19 protein-coding genes are annotated in these 15,572 nt (G+C 47.1%); 14 read left to right on the forward strand and 5 right to left on the reverse strand.

Translation table 11 applies throughout. The features are described 5' to 3' along the window. Nucleotides 1-638: 638 nt before the first annotated feature. The 5 genes from KNP96_RS14575 to KNP96_RS14595 are packed head-to-tail and all read left to right on the forward strand — an operon-like array spanning nucleotide 639 to nucleotide 4,052. The gene (locus tag KNP96_RS14575; RefSeq protein ID WP_088836640.1) at nucleotides 639-1,412 is read left to right on the forward strand and encodes a transporter substrate-binding domain-containing protein; all 774 of its coding nucleotides are present in this window, start codon (nucleotides 639-641) and stop codon (nucleotides 1,410-1,412) included. 60 nt (nucleotides 1,413-1,472) lie between these two features. Continuing rightward, nucleotides 1,473-2,129: an amino acid ABC transporter permease gene (locus KNP96_RS14580; protein ID WP_088836641.1), complete on the forward strand. Its 657-nt coding sequence runs from the start codon at nucleotides 1,473-1,475 to the stop codon at nucleotides 2,127-2,129. A gap of 13 nt (nucleotides 2,130-2,142) precedes the next feature. After that, complete coding sequence (locus KNP96_RS14585) at nucleotides 2,143-2,865, forward strand: amino acid ABC transporter ATP-binding protein (RefSeq protein ID WP_088838454.1); 723 nt, start codon at nucleotides 2,143-2,145, stop codon at nucleotides 2,863-2,865. 58 nt (nucleotides 2,866-2,923) lie between these two features. Continuing rightward, nucleotides 2,924-3,460 (forward strand): GNAT family N-acetyltransferase, encoded by a 537-nt coding sequence (locus tag KNP96_RS14590; protein WP_353048370.1) that lies wholly within the window; start codon nucleotides 2,924-2,926, stop codon nucleotides 3,458-3,460. After that, nucleotides 3,453-4,052 (forward strand): HD domain-containing protein, encoded by a 600-nt coding sequence (locus tag KNP96_RS14595; protein WP_214765362.1) that lies wholly within the window; start codon nucleotides 3,453-3,455, stop codon nucleotides 4,050-4,052. The genes KNP96_RS14590 and KNP96_RS14595 overlap by 8 nt, the downstream gene beginning before the upstream one ends. 164 nt (nucleotides 4,053-4,216) lie before the next feature. Here the strand turns inward: KNP96_RS14595 and KNP96_RS14600 are convergent, their stop codons facing one another. The 4 genes from KNP96_RS14600 to KNP96_RS14615 form a co-directional block, all read right to left on the reverse strand. Continuing rightward, entirely contained in the window at nucleotides 4,217-4,930 is a 714-nt protein-coding gene (locus KNP96_RS14600) for a ZIP family metal transporter (protein WP_214771581.1), read from the reverse strand. Between the two features lie 125 nt (nucleotides 4,931-5,055). After that, entirely contained in the window at nucleotides 5,056-5,820 is a 765-nt protein-coding gene (fadH, locus tag KNP96_RS14605; RefSeq protein ID WP_088836645.1) for a 2,4-dienoyl-CoA reductase, read from the reverse strand. A gap of 88 nt (nucleotides 5,821-5,908) precedes the next feature. After that, nucleotides 5,909-6,844 carry a manganese-dependent inorganic pyrophosphatase gene (locus KNP96_RS14610; RefSeq protein WP_029333110.1) on the reverse strand — a complete coding sequence of 312 codons (936 nt, stop codon included), beginning with the start codon at nucleotides 6,842-6,844 and terminating at the stop codon, nucleotides 5,909-5,911. Between the two features lie 56 nt (nucleotides 6,845-6,900). Then, a complete protein-coding gene (locus KNP96_RS14615; protein ID WP_088836646.1) occupies nucleotides 6,901-7,986 on the reverse strand; it encodes an N-acetylglucosaminidase in 1,086 nt (361 codons plus the stop codon). A gap of 78 nt (nucleotides 7,987-8,064) precedes the next feature. Between KNP96_RS14615 and KNP96_RS14620 the strand changes: the two genes are divergently transcribed. Next, the gene (locus KNP96_RS14620) at nucleotides 8,065-9,051 is read left to right on the forward strand and encodes an aromatic acid exporter family protein (RefSeq protein WP_214771583.1); all 987 of its coding nucleotides are present in this window, start codon (nucleotides 8,065-8,067) and stop codon (nucleotides 9,049-9,051) included. Nucleotides 9,052-9,256: 205 nt separating this feature from the next. Continuing rightward, nucleotides 9,257-10,381, forward strand: coding sequence for a M20/M25/M40 family metallo-hydrolase (locus KNP96_RS14625; RefSeq protein ID WP_088836648.1), 1,125 nt, complete (start codon nucleotides 9,257-9,259; stop codon nucleotides 10,379-10,381). 57 nt (nucleotides 10,382-10,438) lie between these two features. Here KNP96_RS14625 and KNP96_RS14630 read toward each other — a convergent pair whose 3' ends face one another. Next, nucleotides 10,439-10,618 carry a hypothetical protein gene (locus KNP96_RS14630; protein ID WP_029333114.1) on the reverse strand — a complete coding sequence of 60 codons (180 nt, stop codon included), beginning with the start codon at nucleotides 10,616-10,618 and terminating at the stop codon, nucleotides 10,439-10,441. A 108-nt stretch (nucleotides 10,619-10,726) separates the two neighbouring features. Between KNP96_RS14630 and rnz the strand changes: the two genes are divergently transcribed. From rnz to KNP96_RS14665, 7 genes are read left to right on the forward strand one after another with little or no spacing between them, the layout of a single operon-like run. Further along, entirely contained in the window at nucleotides 10,727-11,632 is a 906-nt protein-coding gene (gene rnz / locus KNP96_RS14635; protein ID WP_214765358.1) for a ribonuclease Z, read from the forward strand. A 3-nt stretch (nucleotides 11,633-11,635) separates the two neighbouring features. After that, entirely contained in the window at nucleotides 11,636-12,532 is an 897-nt protein-coding gene (locus KNP96_RS14640) for a hypothetical protein (protein WP_214765356.1), read from the forward strand. Next, nucleotides 12,529-12,939, forward strand: coding sequence for a DUF4430 domain-containing protein (locus KNP96_RS14645; RefSeq protein WP_214765355.1), 411 nt, complete (start codon nucleotides 12,529-12,531; stop codon nucleotides 12,937-12,939). The genes KNP96_RS14640 and KNP96_RS14645 overlap by 4 nt, the downstream gene beginning before the upstream one ends. Beyond that, nucleotides 12,917-13,618, forward strand: a complete 702-nt coding sequence (locus tag KNP96_RS14650) for a hypothetical protein (protein ID WP_214765353.1) — start codon at nucleotides 12,917-12,919, stop codon at nucleotides 13,616-13,618. Before KNP96_RS14645 ends, KNP96_RS14650 begins: the two co-directional genes overlap by 23 nt. Further along, nucleotides 13,572-14,537: an ATP-binding cassette domain-containing protein gene (locus KNP96_RS14655; RefSeq protein WP_214771585.1), complete on the forward strand. Its 966-nt coding sequence runs from the start codon at nucleotides 13,572-13,574 to the stop codon at nucleotides 14,535-14,537. The genes KNP96_RS14650 and KNP96_RS14655 overlap by 47 nt, the downstream gene beginning before the upstream one ends. Next, nucleotides 14,528-15,100 carry an ECF transporter S component gene (locus KNP96_RS14660; protein ID WP_214765349.1) on the forward strand — a complete coding sequence of 191 codons (573 nt, stop codon included), beginning with the start codon at nucleotides 14,528-14,530 and terminating at the stop codon, nucleotides 15,098-15,100. The genes KNP96_RS14655 and KNP96_RS14660 overlap by 10 nt, the downstream gene beginning before the upstream one ends. Nucleotides 15,101-15,125: 25 nt before the next feature. Next, nucleotides 15,126-15,503, forward strand: coding sequence for a hypothetical protein (locus KNP96_RS14665; RefSeq protein ID WP_214765347.1), 378 nt, complete (start codon nucleotides 15,126-15,128; stop codon nucleotides 15,501-15,503). The last annotated feature ends 69 nt before the right edge of the window (nucleotides 15,504-15,572 follow it).

Genomic DNA, 15,572 nt, shown 5'->3' on the forward strand with positions numbered 1-15,572 from the left:
TAAACGGCTTAAGTCCGCTGGAATTCAGGGCTCAAGCCGTTTAAAAAATTTATATTATTTGACCTGTCTACTTGACGGGGAGCAGTTCACTTTCAGAGGCAGGCAAGACCCTGCTCGTTGTCCATTAGGACCAAGGAGCAACGGCTTGCGCCTCGCCCGAGGAAAGCAACGAAAAAAACGCTTTTATCGCCCAATGGCACTTTGACTACAGTCTAGAGCCGTGTTTCTTAATTGAAACACGGTTTTAATTTGTCGTGAAAGTGAGTGTGCGCGAAAGAGATGTTTTTTTAGCAGTCCCCCTGAAGCAGAGGCCGACTTATTGAAAGAGCAATGAAAAAAGAAAGACGAATCGAATCAATAGCATCCCCTTTTTCGAGTTAGAAAGTACCCATGATTAAAATCCGAGGATAGCAATAAAAATGTAAGCGGATTCAAAAGTGGTTATTTACTCATGTTTTGTATAAAAAGAATCGATTTATGCATTATTACGAGATAATTATACTTTACAATGAATAAATATTCGTATATCCTAAAAGTAATAAATCGGATCAGAGCTATTTAGTATTGAATTAGAAAAAAACATAAGTCATACTATTGTTAAAGTTCTGACAATTGAGCGTTGGAAGGGGAATTTATTCATGAAAAAATTAGTAGCAACGGCAATGGCAGGCATTCTCGCACTTACGATGGCAGCATGTGGTGCATCAGATGATTCATCAGGCGGTTCAAGTGATGACAGTAAAGTATTAACGATGGGAACGTCAGCAGATTACTTCCCGTTTGAATACATCGATACGGCGAAAGGGGACGACATCGTTGGATTTGATGTCGCAATCGCAAAAGAAGTTACAAAAAACCTCGGTTATGATTTGAAAATTGAAGACATGGAGTTCGGTAGCTTACTCGGAGCACTCAGCTCAGGTCGGGTTGATTTTGTCATGGCAGGAATGACACCGACAGACGAGCGGAAGAAAAACGCTGATTTCACAGATGTTTACTTCGAATCAAAGAACCTCGTCATGACAAAAGACGAAGCGATTAGTTCGGAAGATGAACTGAAAGGTAAAAAAATCGGCGTCCAACTTGGATCGATTCAAGAAGGCATTGCAAAAGATCGTTATAAAGACAGCGAAGCCGTCTCGTTGAATAAAATTCCGGAAATCATTCAAGAACTCAATACGGGTCGGATTGATGCGCTCATCATCGAAGATGCTGTAGCGGTCAAATACATGGATCAAGACGAATCGTTAAAAACGTATGAAATTAAAGAAGACGGACCGACGGGTTCAGCCGCCGCTTTCAAAAAAGGCGACAAGATGCGTGACGAGTTCAACAAAGAGTTGAAAAAGATGATCGATGCGGGTGAAATCGACAAACTTGCAGAAGAATGGTTCCAAAAAGAAGCAAAATAAGAGAAGCACATAGGGGTGGGGGTAAATCCATCCCTTTTGCGCGACGTTAGGAGTTTGGTTATGATAGACTTTACAAAGATTCAAGATTCAATCCCATATATTCTGCAAGGGATTCCAGTTCTGTTCCAAGTCGTGCTCGTCGCTGCCGTCGCAGGGATGTTGATCGGAATCATCGTGGCAGCCCTTAAAATTACGAAAAGCAAATTCATTCGCTTCATTGGACACGCGTATACGGCAGTCTTTCGTGGAACACCCTTGATTTTGCAACTGGCAATCATTCACTTCGGTTTACCGCAACTGACAGGTTACGTCACGACAGGCTATCAATCCGCTGTCATCGCCTTTTCATTAAACTCGGGTGCTTACATCTCGGAAATCATCCGGGCAGGAATTCAAGCAGTCGATCGTGGACAATGGGAAGCAGCGGATGCACTCGGTATCCCATACATGAAACAATTGCGGTCAATCATCTTACCGCAAGCGTTCAAAAACATTTTACCAGCCATCATGAATGAAATGATTACGTTAACAAAAGAGTCGGCACTCGTCTCGACAGTCGGTGTTCTCGATATTATGCGCCGAGCGCAAGTCGTCGGTGGAGAAAAAGCATTGTACTTCGAACCCTTGTTATTTGCGGGACTCGTCTATTTCGTCCTTGTCATGGGATTGTCCTTGATTGGTCAACAAGTCGAAAAAGCTATGAGAAAGAGTGGGTAATCAGATGGAACCTATGATTCAAGTCACCGATCTGTACAAACAGTTCGGAAAGTTAGAAGTATTAAAAGGCATCACGACGACAGTCGGCCGTGGGGAAGTCGTCGCAGTTATCGGACCGTCGGGTTCAGGGAAGTCGACGTTCTTACGTTGTATCAACCTTTTGGAGCAACCGACAGGTGGAATGATTAATGTCGACGGCTTCGAATTGACAAAACCGAAAGCGAATATCGCGAAAGCGCGTCAAAACATCGGGATGGTGTTTCAACAGTTTAACCTGTTCCCTCATAAGTCAGTGCTCGATAACTTAATTTATGCCCCAATCAATGTCCTCGGTTTATCAAAAGAGGACGCAATCAAACGTGGCGAAGTATTACTTGAACGCGTGGGTCTCGCTGAAAAACGGGATAATTTCCCGAACCAGCTATCCGGTGGTCAAAAGCAACGTGTTGCGATCGCGCGTGCCCTCGCGATGGAGCCGAACGTCATGTTGTTCGATGAACCAACATCAGCACTCGACCCGGAAATGGTCAATGAAGTCCTCGATGTCATGAAGCAACTCGCGGAAAGTGGGATGACGATGGTCATCGTCACGCACGAGATGGGCTTCGCAAAAGAAGTCGCCGACCGTGTCCTGTTCCTCGACGAAGGCATTTTGATGGAAGAAGGAACACCGGTCGAGTTGTTCGATCATCCGAAAACCGACCGTGCGAAAAAATTCTTGGAAAAAGTCTTATAACACATAACCGCCATCTCTTTCATCAAAGGGGTGGCGTTTTTTGAGGAGGATGAATGAAGTGAAGTTACTAGAGGGGAAAGGCATCCGGCTGACACGTTTCCAAGCGGCAGATACGGACGTCTATCGGGGCTTTCTTGACGATGCGACGTTTGCACGAAACTTGAGTGCGACACCATATCGCTTCTTGTCAGATGAAAAAATCAACGGGATGCTTGCGAGTGATGCCCATGAGACGTTTCGGTTCGCCGTTCGTCGGACGGATGCCGAGCGTCTGATTGGTATCGTCTCCCTCGAAGATATCTTATGGTCGAACGGGACGGCTTGGTTGATGATTGGAATCGACCCAAGTGAAACCGGGAAAGGGTATGGGCGAAAAGCATTACAGCTATTACTGCGATACGCCTTTTATGAGCTCAACCTCGAGCGGATCCAGTTGACGGTCTTTGCCTATAATGAGCGTGCGATTGCATTATACGAACGACTCGGCTTCGTCCACGAAGGCACGTACCGGCAATTTTTAAAACGGGATGGTAAGCGGCATGACATGCTGCTTTACGGATTGTTGCGGACGGAGTGGGAGGATTTTTATGATTAACGAAACGGAACAGTTCGTCCGTGCCTTTCACGCGACGGATTTTTCAGGACATGACTATGCCCATATCGAACGGGTCCGGAAGATGGCTTTACAGATTGCTGCGACGGAAGGCGGGGATTTGCTGACGATTGAACTGGCGGCACTCCTGCATGATGTCGCGGACGAGAAACTCGGCGGAACACTTTCTTCCGTCGATGCGTTTTTATCCGGGAAAGTCTCAGACACTCGGAAACAGAAAATCCTTCAAATCATTGATGGGATGTCATTTAAAGGGGGGGACCGTCCACCACTTGAGACGCTGGAAGGGAAAATCGTCCAGGACGCAGATCGGTTAGATGCAATCGGTGCCATCGGGGTCGCCCGGACCTTCCAGTATGGAGCATTGACCCAAGCACCGATGCATGTACCCGGTTTAAGACCACGCAAGCCGGGAGACCGGACGAGTCCTTCGAGCACAATCAATCATTTTTATGAGAAGTTACTTTTGTTAAAGGATTTGATGAATACCGAAACGGCAAAAGGCATCGCAGAGGAACGGCATGCGTTCATGGTTGAATTTTTGGAACGTTTTCAGACGGAGTGGGAGTTGTGAAAAACGGACACAAGAGTTGATTCAAGACTCAATCCGTCCGCGCTCTCTGTTCCGATAGTTCCGTCCTGTGCGCAAAAAGTGCCGGTGAATCCGTAAATGATGCGGATTCACCGGCACTTTCTAGCTCGGTCCTTATCGTCAAGCTCTTTTAAAATCACCGAGCTTCAGCTAAGGATGATGGCAGTGATGAGACCGAGTGAGGCGAGTAGTCCGACGATCGTGCCACCTTCCTCATGCGCCTCCGGCATCATCGTCGAAGCGAGCATCGCGATGATGCCACCGCTTGCGAAGGCGCCGATCATCGCAAATTGCATATCGGGTAGGTTAGCAAGCACGGAATAGCCGGCGAGCGAGGCGAGGGCAGAAATCAACCAGACGACACCCCACATGATGAAGATTTTTTTCTTCGAAAATCCGTCTTTTTGAAGTCCGGTCGTACTCGAGAGACCTTCCGGAATATTGCTGACGAAAATCGCCGCAACGAGTGCCGCACTGACATTCCCCGACAATAAGCTTGCCCCAATCATGATCGATTCCGGAATCGCATCTAAAATCGTTCCGAAAAAGATGGCGGTGCCGGTCCCTTCGTTTCCGCCGCCTGAACGTTTCCGTTTACTCGCACCTCGCGAAGAAACAAAAAAATCAAATCCTGTAAAGACGAGAGAACCGACGATGAACGAGATAGCGACGATGAACGTCGTTGATTTATTCAAGGCTTCGTCGAGCAGTTCGAACGTCGCTGCCCCAATCAAGATCCCCGTACCGAATGACATGACATATCCGATGTACCGTTGCTTCATCGGTAAAAATAAACCAATCAATGCTCCGATGACGACTGCGCCCCCGGCGAGTGCGCCCCAACCTAAAGCCATCCACATAACTGATTCCTCCCTTATTCCATTGTTCTTTTTTCCTTTCGATAATGATTTATAAACATAGTTAATTTTTAGAGGAGAAACGAAATGAAAAAATCACCTCCCGCTTTGGAAGGTGATTGTGATAGTCAGAACGGTTGTTTGTTCAGCCAGTGACCGCCGTCCAGTGCGATGCATTCTCCATTTAAGTAGCTTGCTTGATCGGAGACCATCCAGACGGCGAGTCCAGCGATTTCTTCCGGTGTCCCGAACCGTCCGAGTGGTACATTGCGACGAATTCGTTCCGCGTGTTCCGGTGACATCGCCAGTTTATCGGCACCACCCGTCCGTTCGATCGGCCCCGGACTGATCGCATTGATGCGGGCATGATACTTATACCCCCACTCGACGGCAAGCGTCCGCGTCAAATTCAAGACTCCGGCTTTTGCGGCAGCACTCGGAGCGACACCGGCTCCAGCTTGCCACGCGTAAGAAGCGACGATGTTTAAAATCTGTCCACCTTTGACGTCATCTTCTTGCCAGCCTTTGACAAGCGCGTGTGAACAATTGAATGTCCCATTGAGGACAATGTCGATGACCGTCTTCCATCCGTTCGGAGACAGCTCATCCGTCGGACAGATGAAATTTCCGGCCGCATTGTTCACGAGTGCCTCTAAGCGACCGAACGTTTCCCGTGCTTGATTGACAGCCGCGATACAGGCATCGGTATCACGCACATCCATTTGAATGGTCAGATGCTCCCCCTCAATCTGCTTTAGTTCATGATCCGTTTGTTGTAACCGTTCCAAGTCACGTCCTGTGACGACGACGTTCCAGCCGGCTTCTTTTAAGGCGAGTGCCATTGCTTTCCCCATACCGCTCGTACCGCCTGTCACCATGATCGTTTGTGCCATTAACTTCTCCCCCTTTAGTCTGAATGAACAACCATTCATTATTAGTATTCAAAAAAGAAGGAGTGAACTCCTTCTTTTTTGTAGTCGATTATTTTGAACTAACGGCAGTATCTGTCAGGATTGGAACAACTTGTTTCTTCCGTGAAACGACACCTTCGAGGTAAACGAGGTGGTTGGTTGCTTCAATTCCATAAGCTTGTTCGACGAGTGGTGCTTGTTGTCCGAGTACGAGCGCAACTGAATTATTTGTTAAGATGTCAGTCACGAGGAACACGAACAGATCGAGTTCTTTTTCGAGAATGATCGTATTGATTTGCTCTTCAAGCTCAGCTTGACGAAGTAACACTTCAGCTGTATCGACCGTATTGACCTGAGCAATCTCGACTTTGTGTGCGCCCATCGAAAACTCTTTTGCGTCAAGTGAAATCAATTCTGTGATTGATTTTTTCGATAAGTCAGCACCTGCTTTGAGCATGTTCAAACCGTAGACGTTTGCATCGACACCGGCGATTTCTGCAAGTTCACGTGCAGCGACGATGTCTTCTTCCGTACATGTCGGTGACTTGAACAACAATGAATCGGAAACGATTGCCGATAACATCAAACCTGCGATTTCCGGTTTGATCGCGACACCATGTTCTTTATAAAGTTTGTTCAAAATCGTTGCCGTACAACCGACGGGCTCAGCGCGGTAGTAGATCGGATCTGATGTCTCAAAGTTCGCAATCCGGTGGTGATCGATGACTTCTGTGACCGTGACGTCAGCGATGTCGTCGGCACTTTGTTGACGTTCGTTGTGGTCGACGAGAATGACGTGTGATGCTTCGGCAGCGACTGCCGTAACAAGACGCGGTGCAGCGATTTTAAATTGATCGAGTGCGAATTGTGTTTCATCATTGATTTCGCCTAAACGTATCGCTTCGGCATTCACACCTAATGCTTTCTTCAGTTCAGCGTACGCGATTGCTGACGTAATCGTATCCGTATCCGGATTTTTATGACCAAAAATCAATACTTTTTCCATGCTGAATCACTCCTCAATGGTTAATGTCTCGCCCATTAGTGTATCATATCTCGGAATTAGAAGGCGTCCATTTTGTACAGGATACCAGCGATTTTTTCGCTCCAGTAAGGATCCGATGCATAAAAAACGTTCATTCCTTTTGCTTTATTTCCGAGGAACGGTCCACGGTGGTACTTACCATCCGTCGCGAGGTAGTCGCGGGCGATAAACTGACCCGTTTTTCGAATCGAGTCGTCAAGCGATTTATAAGCCGTTGCATTTTGACCAGGTGCAATATCCGTCGCATTGACGCCAAACAGATTGAATTTTTCACGGGCAATCGTCGACCGACCGTAATTTGATTCATGAATCGCATGAGCGAGGAGATAGGCGGCATTGATATCAAAATCACGCTCGACTTTTTTGAACGTCTTCCCAGTACCGATCAACGGACTATCGGGCGCATTGTTTTTGATGAAGGCATCAAGCTCTTTTGCGGACAAAGGAGTCGGTTTCCGTAAATCTTTCGTCAATGTCGTCACTTCGACATAGTCGGTCGTCCGCTTCGAAATGTCTTTTGGGGCACGTCCGACGGTAATCCAGCCGCCGAGTCCGGCGTTCGCGACGATGTAGTGACGTAACGTATCACCCGTTCGTTCGTAAAACGATCGGTTCGTCGATCGTTCAAGGGGATACAAGGTCAACCGATCCGACGCAACGAAGCCGCGGACACCGGCAATTTCAATCCGACTGACGTCTGGACCGAAGTCGCGCAGTGTTAAACGGCTACCGGACGCGACATATGTCAACCGTTTTTTTAACGATTCGTCTTGATAGATGTTGAGCGTACCACCTTCGTCGACGATCCCGATACCGGGACCAGTCAAGTAGAGATAACGGTCATCCTCGGTTCGTTTAACGGCACCACGGTCGTCACCAAGGTAGGTTTTCGCTTCGCTGAACGTATCGAATTCTTGTTCCGTCGCGACTTGACCTTCTTGATATTTTTCAGCGATGTACGGAGCAGCCGGTTTTAAGACGGACGGTGGATCGTCCTTCAACAAATAGAATAGAACGATCCCGAGCAAAAAGAAAAATAACAGTCCTTTCAGGGATCCCGCTTTTTTTGCGGGACGGCCGGGACGAATCGTGCGTGTACTCAAAAAATCACGTCCTTCAAAAAATCGATAGACAACTTGGGTAAAGGATAGGTAGTCTAACAAAGAATAGGGGGGAACTCGATGTTCATTGGATATCGGACTTTAAAAACGGCCGTCGCAGCCGCACTTGCGATGTGGATTGCAGAGCAGATGCAACTCGACTACTATGTTTTCGCCGCCATCATCGCCATCTTGAGTATTCAAGCGACGCGGAAAAAATCAATTCGTTCATCGTACGAACGCATGATGGCGTCGATTCTTGCCATCGGAATCGGTTTCCTGATTTTCGAAATCATCGGTTATCGGCCAGTTGCTTTAGCACTTTATTTCATTATATTCCTTCCGTTGACGCAACGCCTCCGTCTACAGGACGGTTTTATTACGAGTGTCGTCATCTTGACGCATCTTTACACGGCACGACAACTCAACCTTGCGATTTTTTTAAATGAAGTCTACTTGATTTTGATTGGCGTCGGTGTCGGATTACTCGTCAATATGTATATGCCGAGCCTTGACCGTGTCATCACGGAGCGCCGTCAGCAAATCGATAAACGGATTGCTGCTTTGTTCTTTGAAGTCGCCGCGGCGATCGAGACGGGGCGGATCAATCATCATTCGCTGACGCTCGAAGAAACGGAACGCTTGTTGCGGGAAGGAAAGGACGCTTCGTTAAAACGGATGGGCAATGCCATCGGTCGTCGAAATGATGACGAGGACTACAGCTATTTCCGGATGCGGGAGCAACAGTTCGAACTGCTCCGCGGAATCGTCCGTAATGTTGATGATTTGGTGTTAATCGTCGAAGAAGGCAAAAAAGTCGCCGACCTGTTTCGGACGATTGGTGACAATGTCCGTCCGGAGGCCGACGCAAGTTTATTTTTACAAGAACTGGCGGACTTACTCGCGACCTTCCGTGCTTCGCCGTTACCGACGACACGTGAAGAGTTCGAAGTCCGGTCCGCGCTGTTGCACATGTTGCAAGAAACGGAGCAATATTTACAATTAAAGCAGCGTTTCGTCGCGAGATCAGAAGAAATAAAACATCGTCGAGGCAAAAGTACCAAGTAAGAAGATTGCTAAGATCGCAATCGTCGTCCACTTGATGAGACGTTGTTGTTTGGATGGGCGTGACATGACAGGTGCAACTCCTTTCTAAAATGCAAACGTAATTACTGTTATTGTACAAACAACCCTTCTGAAGTGCAAATCAGTCAGTTGATGGTATACTGAAAAAGCGCTAGTCGAATAGTACTTACATGAGGAGGAATCTAGCATGGTCAATGAGAAACGTGTACTTGATACATTTTTAGAGTTAGTCCAAATCGATTCAGAATCAAAAGAAGAGGCACAAATTTGTGCCCATTTGAAAAAAACGTTCACAGAACTCGGATGTGACGTCTTTGAAGATGATGCATCATCGAAAACGGAACATAAAGGAAATAACTTAATCGTCACACTTCCAGCAACAAAAGACGGGGTCGATAAAATTTATTTCACGTCACATATGGATACGGTATTCCCGGGACAAGGGATTAAACCGATCATCGAGGATGGGTATGTCAAAACGGATGGTACGACAATCCTCGGGGCAGATGATAAAGCGGGTCTTGCATCAATCATCGAGCTGGTCCACGTCTTGAATGAAACGAAGCAACCGCACGGACAGATTCAATTCGTCATCACAGTTGGCGAAGAATCAGGTCTTGTCGGGGCGATGGTCCTCGATCCATCAAAAATCGATGCAGACTATGGGTTTGCCCTTGATTCAGACGGTAAAGTGGGCGATATCATCACGGCTGCCCCGACACAAGCGAAAGTGAATGCTAAAATCTATGGCAAAACGGCACATGCTGGGGTTGCGCCTGAAAAAGGTGTTTCTGCCATTACGATTGCTGCAAAAGCCATCGCGAAAATGCCGCTTGGTCGAATTGATGAAGAGACGACAGCAAATGTCGGCCGATTCAGTGGTGGTGGTCCATCGACGAACATCGTCTGCGATTATGTAGAAATCTTCGCAGAAGCACGTTCACTCGTTGCACCGAAGATGGAAGCCCAGACAGAAAAAATGAAAGCTGCCTTTGAAGAAGCAGCCGCTGAACTCGGCGGACGTGCTGAAGTCGAAGTCAAAGTCATGTATCCTGGCTTCAAGTTCGAAGACGGAGATCAAGTCGTCGAAGTTGCGAAAGCTGCAATTGCGCAACTTGGGCGGACACCACGTTTACTTCATTCAGGTGGCGGTTCAGATGCGAACGTCATCGCTGGTTTCGGTATTCCGACAGTCAACTTAGCAGTCGGATACGAAGACATCCATACGACGAATGAAAGAATGCCGATCGAAGAACTCGTCAAGACGGCAGAACTATGTGTTACGCTCGTCGATTACATCACAAATAAGTGAGAAGATAATGAAAAGAGTGTACCGCTATATTGCGGTACACTCTTTGTTCGTTTACGATTAAGTTAATTGAGGACGTTCGACGAACTCCATTGACTCAAGAACAAATTCTTCAGTACATAATAAGGTCGTCGCGATTTCTTGAATCTGAATCGACTTGCCGTACTTTTGCCGATAGTTCTCGTTCAGCATCCGGGCTTCGTGTACGATTCGTGCATAGGTCCGTTCGATTTTGGTCATGGAAAAAACCACCTTTCGAATCAGTATGGGTACAGTTTACCATGATTCATTGTGTGAAAGATGTATTTTGTGTATGAAAAATGCTAATTTTACGAAAAGGGGAAAAAGATGGAATTTTATTTTTTAGGTACAGGAGCAGGTATGCCTTCAAAACAACGAAACGTGTCGTCAATCGCCTTGATGCACCCGAAGATGACGTGGTTGTTTGATTGTGGTGAGGCGACGCAACACCAAATCTTATACAGTCCGATTAAACCACGAAAAGTCAGCACGATTTTCATCACTCATCTTCACGGGGATCATATTTTTGGTTTGCCCGGTTTCATCAGTACGCGGGCAGCGCTTGAAGGAACGACACGATTGACGATTTATGGACCGAAGGGGTTACAGGAATGGCTCGATGCGACACTTCGTGTCACAGGGACATATTTACGTTATCCGCTAGACGTGATTGAAGTCGAAGCGGGTCAAACGTACGAACATGAAGGTTTTACGATTACGGTCGCCGCACTTGAGCATCGTTTTTTAGCGTATGGGTACCGGATCGAAGGGCATCAAGAAAAAGGGATGTTGCTCGTCGATCGCTTAAAGGAGCACGGTATTCCGTCCGGTCCACTCTATAAACAAATTAAACAAAGCGATTCGTTCGAGTTTGAGGGAACGCTTTACGAGTCATCAGATTTTTTAGGGCAACCGAAACCAGGCGTGAAGTTGGCCGTCTTAGGCGATACGACACCTTGCGAAGCGAGCATCCGCTTAGCGCGGGGAGTCGATGTGTTGATTCATGAGGCGACGTTCGCCGATACCGAAACAGAACATGCGGGACGTTTCGGACACTCGACAGCACGTCAGGCGGCGGGAATTGCAAAACAAGCGGAAGCGAAAAAATTATTATTGACACATGTCTCAGCCCGTTATGTCGAGCAAGAGGATCACTTAGAACGTGAAGCACGGGAAGTATTCCCTGAATCGTATCTCATGGTGGATCATCAATCCGTCCAAGTGAAGGCGTAAGTGATGGACGTATTGATTCGGTGGGCACTCTTTTTATTAGCAGCCGTCCTACTCGCATTCTTACTAGAAAAAAGGACGGAAAAAGAACGTTATCTCTACATGAAACTTGTCTTTTATGCCTGCTTAGGTTCCGTTTCATTTCCAGTCTATGATATTCAGTTACCACTTGGAATCATTCTATTTTTAATCGTGCTTCATCCGCAAAAAAACTCACGCTACAAACGGTATATGGCCTTGTTCGGATTTTTATTTTTTTTATTGCAATTATTCGCCGGTCCGTTTGATACGTTTACAGTCCGTGAAGAAACACAACAGATTGGGCGAGTGATGATTACGGATCAGTCGTTCAATCACTTGTTGAACCAAATTGAGAAGCGGGTCGGAGATGAGTCGTTACGGCTCGAGCAAAGCGAACTATTATTTGACCAGGGTGGCAATTTGCGGAATGCGACGTTCGAAGTCATTGCTAAAAGCCCGAAGCGGTTCGTCCGCTATGACATTTCCTATCAAGAAATCACAGGCACAATCACGTATCGACCACGTGAAGAAGTGATGGAACGATCGCTCGAATCGTATTACCAGAAACTGATTGATGCGTCTCGTTCGTTTGATACGTTACGCCAGCTGTCGATTAAACAAATATTACATGAATCAAAGACACCGTATGTCGAGATGGATATGGATGGTCTTTATGAAACGTTTAGTCTACAAGATGCGACCGTGTTATTAATTGATGATCAAGGGGAGTTGATCCCTTATGTCAATACAGGAGAAGACGTCCTCGCGAACGCAATTCGCTTGACCTATTTGCGGGCGGACGGACAATCCCTTCGTGAGAAAAAGATTTTGTTGTACAATTACAGCTTTGAGACATCAAGGCGAAAGGGAGTCGTTCGATGAAACAGTGGATATTAGCGGGAAGTTTACTTATCTTAGCAGGGTGTTCTGAGGAAGCGGAGCCTAAGAGCTCGAAAACAGAGGCCTGCGACGTGAAGGTTGACGTCTCGGTCGTCAACCATGCAAAGGACAAGACGTTGTTTGAGGAAGCAATGTGTTTTGATCAAGAAGAGACGGCGCTGGATGCGCTCGAAGAAACGAAGTTAGATGTCGTCAAAACAGGAAAAGGTGAGATGGCTTATGTCACAGCCGTCGAGGGAGTTCGAGAAAAGTCAGCTGGAGCAAGCAGCGGCTGGGTATTCGGCGTCAATGAAAAACCGGGTGAGGTCGGAGCGGGAAGTTACGAACTTCAAGACGGAGATCGCCTTGAATGGCGATTTGAAAAAGATGCAATGGCTTATTTTCAGTAAGACAGAACGGGAGCGACTTCATCCATTGAATGTTGCTCTTTTTTTGATGGTGATGCTATCGGTCCCGTTCGTCTTGCAGGATCATATAGGAATGCTCGCGCTCGTCCATCTCATCTTTTTCATTACCATTCGTCAGTTCGAGGTCTTTCGTTATCTCATGTTACCGCTACTCTATACATTGATGATGATGGTTCCACTTCTCTATGGCGCATCGATTGATGTGATTGGGATTCTGGCGGTCAGCGTACAAATCACCTTATTTATCACGTCAAGTCAACTCGTGTTCACGCTTGTTCGTCTCGAACAGATGGGACCTTTGTTTCGGATGTTACCACGACTGACGCGACTAACCGGGCTCGTGCTTGCACTAATTCCGTCTTTGCTCCGGACATGGCCGGAAGTGAAGATGAGCCATCGGCATCATTCATTATCGGAGCAGTTAGAACGAATGGCGATGTATCATTTATTACCGATTGACGCCGTACCGAGCAGACTTCGAAAACTAACGCTGCGTGACATTCGGACGGGTGTGATTTTGCTTAGTGTCAGCAGTCTGTTGTTGACCTCGTATGCTTATGTTGGTGCAGTCGTATTGCCGATGATTTTACTCTGTTCGAAAGGAGCTTTTCGTGATGCCAACGATTATTTCAAACGACAGCAAAGCGACCGGACAGCTTGAGCGTCTCGCGGCCGAAGCGGGACAGCCCATCATCTATCCGGAACGACTGCTACATGGGCGAGTCCGTGATTTACTAGCGACAACAAGTCTGTTTGTCGCGGGAGAACTTACGACACTCCTCGGACTAGAACCGTTCTTTGAGCGAGAGGTAAGTGAGTTATCATCCGGAGAGCAGCAACTCGTTTCAGTTGGATATGCGCTCGCTTCGTTACCGCCAAGTCTTTTCTTAGACAATCCCTTCCTGTTTTTAGATCACGTGCGAAAACGGCGATTGGTCGATTTGCTGAGTGAGATGGAACGTCGTTTTACATGTCGTATCTATTATTCAGTCACTGATCAAGCGGATTTAGAACAGATTGTGTTCGAGCAAGCAACTCAAGGAGACCTCTATGATGAGATGTGGGCCGTCGAACATCGTTATCCGATGCAGACGCGCTATGCGTTAGACGTATCCCGCCTCAGTTTAGCGGCAGGGGAACGAGTGGTGCTCGTCGGTGCCAACGGGAGTGGGAAGTCGACGTTGCTACGGCTCTTACTCGGCGTCGAGCGTCCCTTGTATGGAAAAGTGAAACGACGCGGGCGAAAGAATTACTTGCCTGCGCATCCGGCCCTTGCGCCTCAAGTTGACAGTCGACCGGGCACGTTCGCTTCACAAAAACAGCGATTGTTTGAACGGCTTGACTGGAGCGACGATGCTTATTATTTTGACGAACCGACAGCAGGATTAACGGACGCACAACGGCAGCGATTCGTCGAAACACTCGTCGAACAATCAATGAAGTTAGTCGTGATGGCGACGCATGACGACTTTTTAATCCGTCACGCGACACGTGTCCTTTATCTCGTTCAAGGTGAAATTGCGTTTGATGGTCCGGCGGCTACTTTTTTAGAACAAAGTAGGTTATATGGATGGGACTGATTCTCCTCGCTTGTCTGTCCATTTTGATTCTGTTTATCCGTTTTGAGCGTCGACCGCTGTCAGAAGCGATGTTACGCTTCATCGCGCTCGTCACTGCGGCGGCGATTGTCGGACGGATTCTTTTTTCGAGTCTGCCGAACATTCAACCGGCCACGGCACTCGTTCTGTTACTTGCCGTCTACGTCAGTCCGGTCGTCGGTGCAGTCGCGGGTTTGTTGGTCGTCGTCCTGTCGAGTTTATTCTTAGGGAGCGGACCGTTCGTTTTATTTCAAGCGCTTGCTTACATGGCAATCAGTCTCGTCGGACTCGTACCGCTATTGAAATCGAAATGGCTGTTAGCCTGTTACGGGCTTCTCGCCGGATTTTTGTATGGCTGGATCAGCAACCTCGGCTTTTTAATTTTTACAGCATTTTCACGAGAAGCTTTTTTGACACTTGTCGTCACAGGCGGGGTATTTGATTTAGTACATGGAATCGGAAATGTTTGCTTTATTTTATTACTTCATCCGACTTTTTTACGGATTTTGCACTCAATCGACCGAAAGGCGGGTAAAGAACATTAACCTGATTCGATTGGAGTGAAAAAAGATGCTTAGTTCATCCGTGTCACTACCATATGTCGTCTTATTGTTACTTATGTCGAGTTGTTGTTTACTGTTTGGCAGTATTCTGTTGTTAAAACACACTGTTCGTGGACGCTATGCGGGCTTTTATTTACTGGCTGCAGCAATTTTTCCGGCAGCGATGCTCATCACGTCCGCTGAAGGAGCATTGATGTCACAACTTTACTTTGAAGCGGGTCTCTTTTTAGGATGTGTTGCGTGGTTACTCGTATTAGCGACGGGGTATATGCTCATGGTGACGAGTGCCGTCACGTTTCGTTATCTGTACCGCTATACTTCGTTACCGAAGACGCTCCGGACACAATTTGTGAGTCGGTTTGAGCGAAAAAAACAAATACACTAAACCTTTTAAAAAAGTCTCCTCTATAAAACAAGTCCCGCTAGCCGAGCTAGCGGGACTTGTTTTAGGAAA

The organism is Exiguobacterium sp. s133 (assembly GCF_018618595.1).
GTDB lineage: Bacteria > Bacillota > Bacilli > Exiguobacteriales > Exiguobacteriaceae > Exiguobacterium_A > Exiguobacterium_A oxidotolerans.